The sequence below is a fragment of the Monashia sp. HAY1-5C genome (assembly GCF_056755255.1).
Genome location: NZ_JBPGXG010000214.1, coordinates 1 through 4,645 on the forward strand (window position 1 = coordinate 1; position 4,645 = coordinate 4,645).

Consider the following 4,645-nt stretch of genomic DNA (forward strand, 5'->3'; position numbering starts at 1 on the left):
CCCCCCCCCCCCCCCCCCCCCCCCCCTCCAAAGCAAAAAACGCCCCCCTAGATGTAGCTCCGTCTCGTGGGCTCGGAGATGTGTATAAGAGACAGGCTCCCGGGGAGCGGGTGGGCCGTCGGTCTCCCGACCGGCCGTCCGCGTCAGGACTGGGCGCTCGAGATGTACGTGACGGCGTCGCGGACCGTCTTGAGGTTCTTGACCTCGCTGTCCGGGATGCGCACGCCGAACTTCTCCTCGGCGTTGACGACGATCGTCATCATCGAGAGGGAGTCGATGTCGAGGTCCTCGGTGAAGGACTTGTCCATCTCGACGGACTCGGTGTCGAGGCCCGTCTCCTCGTTGACGATCTCGGCGAGACCCTCGAGGATCTCCTGCTCGGACTGAGCCATCTGTCTGCTCCTTGTGGTTGGGATCCGTGTGTCGTTCCGTTGGCCCGAATGACCCGTCGGGACCGGCGGGAGCTGGGTCAGGGCAGGACGACGACCTGGGCCGCGTAGACGAGGCCCGCGCCGAAGCCGATCTGCAGCGCGAGGCCGCCGCTCGGGATCTCCTGCTCGGCGAGCATGCGCGTCGTCGCGATCGGGATCGAGGCCGCGGACGTGTTGGCCGTGGTGACGATGTCGCGGGCCACCGGGATGTCGGCGGGCAGCTTGAGCTGCTTGACCATGGCGTCGATGATGCGGATGTTCGCCTGGTGCGGGATGAAGGCGTCGAGGTCGTCGGCCTTGATGCCGGCGCGGTCGATGGCCTGCTGTGCCACGGGCGCCATGCCCCAGACCGCCCACCGGAAGACCGTCTGGCCGGCCATGCCGATGGCGGGCCAGGCGTTCTTGTCGGCCTGGGCGTCCTGCCACGACTCGCGCAGGTCGGTCCACGCCTGCTTCTGGGTGATGGCGTCGCGCTGGGTGCCGTCGGAGCCCCACACCGTGGGGCCGATCCCCGGAGTCTCGCTCGGGCCGATGACGCAGGCGCCGGCGCCGTCGCCGAAGATGAACGCCGTGCCGCGGTCGTACGGGTCGGTGAAGTCGGTCAGCTTCTCGACGCCGACGACGAGGACGTAGTCGGCCGAGCCGCCCTTGACCATGTCGCTGCCCACGGCGACGCCGTAGCAGTAGCCGGCGCACGCGGCCGAGATGTCCATGGCCGGAGCGGTCGAGCCGAGCCGCGACGCGAGCTCGGGCGCGGCGGCCGGAGTCTGGTACGGGTGCGTCACGGTGGCCATGAGCACGAACCCGATCTGCTCGGCGGACACGCCGGCGTGCTCGAGGGCCTGGCGCGCGGCGTGCTCGGCCATGTCGATGACCGACTCGTCCTCGGCCGCCCAGTGCCGGCTGACGATGCCGGAGCGCTCACGGATCCACTCGTCGCTCGAGTCGATCTTGTCGACGATCTCGGCGTTCATGACGACGCGGGCCGGGCGGTAGGCGCCGACGCCGAGGATCCGGGAGTGGCGGGCGCCGCCGGCGTCGACGAGGGTGCCGGTCCCCTTGGGCTGTGGTGCGGTGCCGGGTGCGGTGGTCACGGTGCCTTCTCTGTGGTCGGGGGACGAGGGGTCAGGACGCGGAGGAGCCGGCGTCGGCGGTCGGCGTGACGGACGCGGCCTCGTGGGCGGAGGCGTCCGCGGTGCCGGAGTCGGCGCCGTGCTCGGAGATCATCCGGCGCGCCGGCTCGAGGTCGTCGGGCGTCTTGAGGGCGAGGGTCTCGACGCCGCGCATCGCGCGCTTGGCGAGGCCGACGAGCGTCCCCGCGGGGGCGAGCTCGAGCAGGCCGGTGACGCCGAGGGACAGCAGCGTCTCCATGCAGAGGTCCCAGCGGACCGGGTTGCTGACCTGGTCGACGAGGCGAGCGAGCGCGTCGGCGCCGGAGCCGACGGCGACGCCGTCGGCGTTCGACAGGAGCGTCACGGACGGGTCGGCCGGGGTCACCTCGGCGGCGCGGGCGGCGAGGGCGTCGACGGCCGGCGCCATGTGCCGGGTGTGGAAGGCGCCGGCGACCTGCAGGGGGATGACGCGGGCCTTGGCGGGCGGGTCGTCCCGCAGCGCCGCGACCTGCTCGAGGGTGCCGGCAGCCACGACCTGCCCGGCGCCGTTCATGTTCGCGGGGGTCAGGCCGTGGCGCTCGAGGACGGTGAGCACCTCGTCGGGATCGCCACCGAGGACGGCGGCCATCCCGGTCGGCGTGACCGCGCTGGCCTCGGCCATGGCGCGGCCGCGGACGTCGACGAGCGACATCGCCTCGGTCGGGGCGAGCACGCCCGCGGCGGCGGCAGCGGTGAACTCGCCGACCGAGTGCCCGGCGACGACGGTCGCGGTCGGCAGCGTCGTGTCCTCGAGCAGTGCGGCGAGGGTCGTGAGGCCGGCTCCGACGATGAGGGGCTGGGCGACCGCGGTGTCCTTGATCGTGTCGGCGTCCGACGCGGTGCCGTGGGCGACGAGGTCGGTGCCCGCCGCCTCGCCGAGCGCCGTGAGCAGCTCGCGCTGGCCCGGCAGCTCGAGCCAGGGGGAGAGGAAGCCGGGGGTCTGTGAGCCCTGTCCTGGGCAGACGATCGCTAGCACGTGTCCAACACTTCCCGGTTACCGGTCAGGACCCCGCCACCGAATGTCACCAACTCGGCCGCGAATGTTTGGAGGATACCTCCAAGGAGACACGGGCGCCCGGCGTGCTCGCGCCTGCCGCCCGCCGAGCGTCGCGGTGGCGGGCTCGCACGCTCCTGTCAGGCGAGCCGTCCGAGGGCCAGGGCGATCCGCACCGCCCAGGCCTCGCGCGGCGTCGTCAGGTCGTACCCCGTGGCGTCCCCGATGCGCCCCAGGCGGTAGCGGACCGTGTTCGGGTGCACGAAGAGCGTGCGGGCTGTGGCCTCGAGGCTGCCGCCGTTGTCCAGGTAGGCCGTTGCCGTCGCGAGCAGCGGCGCCTGCTGGGCGCCGCGCAGCGGTCGGTGGATCCGCTCGACGAGGATGCGGCGAGCGCTCTGGTCACCGGCGAGGGCCCGCTCGGGCAGGAGGGCGTCGGACTCCACGACGCGGGGGGCGTCGGGCCAGGCCGCGGCGGCCGACAGCCCGCTCAGGGCGGCGCGTGCCGATCGCCCCGCCGCGAACAGGTGCGGCACGGTCGGACCGACGACGACCGGCCCGGGACCGAACCGGTCGGCCACCGCCCCGACGACCGAGAGCGGCTCGCGGGTGCCGCCCACGACGGCGATGAGCCGGGTCCGCTGGACGAGCACGAGGGCCTCGACGCCCTCCTTGCGCACCGCGCGGCGCAGGTCGTCGACCGCGGGCACCGTGCCCCCTCGGCCCTCCGGCGTCGTGCCGGCGACGAACGTCACGTGCGACACCTCGCCCCACCCGAGGGCCGTGGCCCGCGACTGCATCGAGTCGTCGGCCTCCCCACGCAGGACGGCGTCGACGACGAGCGCCTCGAGCCGGGCGTCCCACGCGCCGCGAGCCTCGGCCGCGCCGGCGTAGACCTCGGCGGCGGCGAAGGCGATGTCGCGCGAGAAGCGCAGGACCGACTCGCGCAGCAGCTGCTCGTCGCCGGGGCCGGCGAGCGTCCCGACGTGCGACTCGACGACGTCGACGACCGTGCGCACGAGGTCGAGGGTCTGGCGCAGGCTGACCGACCGCGTCAGCTCCTGCGGCGCGTTGGCGAAGATCGAGATCGCCGACGGCGCGTGCCCCTCGGAACGGAACCAGGCGATGAACTGCGAGATGCCGGCCTGGGCCACGAGGCCCACCTGCGAGCGCTCCTGCGCCGACAGGCGTCGGTACCAGCCGAGGTTCTCCTCCATCCGGCGCGCCGCGAGGGTCGCGAGCTCGCCGGCGCTGCGCTCGACGGTACGCGTCGTCGCGTCGCTCGGCTGCCCGGGTCGCTCGGTCACGGCGTCAGCCTAGGACGCGTCGGACCGGCGCTTTGTGCGGCGGTCACAAACGCCCGGGCGCGGGATCAGCGCGCGGTGAGGATGCAGGAGCGCCCGGCGTAGGAGCGCGGTCCCTCGAACTGTGGCAGCGAGGCCGCCAGGTCGGGGTCGAAGGTGGACAGGTACGCCCTCGCGGCAGCGTGGTCCGCGAAGGTCGCCCGCGTCTCGACGTCGCGTCGCGACACGTGCCGGAAGTGGCGCGACAGCGTCTCCTCGGCGTTCTCGGCGGTGAGCTGGGTGACGAGCGGTTCACCACCCGCCTCGCGGAGGAGGTCGGCGAGATGCTCCTCGCCGTTCGTCGCCACGCTGAGCCGGCCACCGTCGCGAAGGACCCGACGCAGCTCGGCGAGCGTGCCGTCGAGGTCGGGCACGTGGTAGAGCATCCACGCCGCGACAGCGGCGTCGAACGTGTCGTCGGCGAAGGGGAGGTCGGCGGCGGGCAGCCGGCGGGCGGGCACGCCGAGCGCCGCCGTGGCGTCGACCATGGCCGCCGAGATGTCCGTGGCCAGGTAGTCGACGCCCGGCAGTGCGTCGAGCACCGAGCGGGCGAACTGACCTGTGCCGCAACCGATCTCGATGACCTTCGTGGGCCGGGCGGCGACGACCGAGCTGAGCAGGACGTCGACGGGGGAGACGCCCTCGGGGCCTGGCCCCCACACGGCACGGCGGGTGCGCAGGTTGTCCGTGCCGGCGTACTGCGCGTCGACGGTGTCGCGGTCGGTCATC

At 73.5% G+C, this 4,645-nt stretch carries 5 protein-coding genes; all 5 read right to left on the reverse strand.

Features of this window, described 5'->3' with window-relative positions; all coding sequences use genetic code 11:
• Window positions 1-143: 143 nt before the first annotated feature.
• Complete coding sequence (locus ACR9ZK_RS20755) at window positions 144-392, reverse strand: acyl carrier protein (protein WP_481343861.1); 249 nt, start codon at window positions 390-392, stop codon at window positions 144-146.
• Between the two features lie 77 nt (window positions 393-469).
• The gene (locus ACR9ZK_RS20760; RefSeq protein ID WP_481343862.1) at window positions 470-1,525 is read right to left on the reverse strand and encodes a beta-ketoacyl-ACP synthase III; all 1,056 of its coding nucleotides are present in this window, start codon (window positions 1,523-1,525) and stop codon (window positions 470-472) included.
• Window positions 1,526-1,556: 31 nt separating this feature from the next.
• Window positions 1,557-2,558 (reverse strand): ACP S-malonyltransferase, encoded by a 1,002-nt coding sequence (locus ACR9ZK_RS20765; protein ID WP_481343863.1) that lies wholly within the window; start codon window positions 2,556-2,558, stop codon window positions 1,557-1,559.
• 158 nt (window positions 2,559-2,716) lie between these two features.
• The gene (locus ACR9ZK_RS20770) at window positions 2,717-3,880 is read right to left on the reverse strand and encodes a PucR family transcriptional regulator (RefSeq protein WP_481343864.1); all 1,164 of its coding nucleotides are present in this window, start codon (window positions 3,878-3,880) and stop codon (window positions 2,717-2,719) included.
• 65 nt (window positions 3,881-3,945) lie between these two features.
• Window positions 3,946-4,645: class I SAM-dependent methyltransferase (locus ACR9ZK_RS20775; protein WP_481343865.1), on the reverse strand; the 700-nt coding region annotated here is incomplete at its 5' end.

What these genes read in the sequence shown, in the direction of transcription:
- ACR9ZK_RS20755 (WP_481343861.1), bottom strand. Translation starts at nt 392, where the DNA reads ATGGCTCAGTCCGAGCAGGAGATCCTCGAGGGTCTCGCCGAGATCGTC.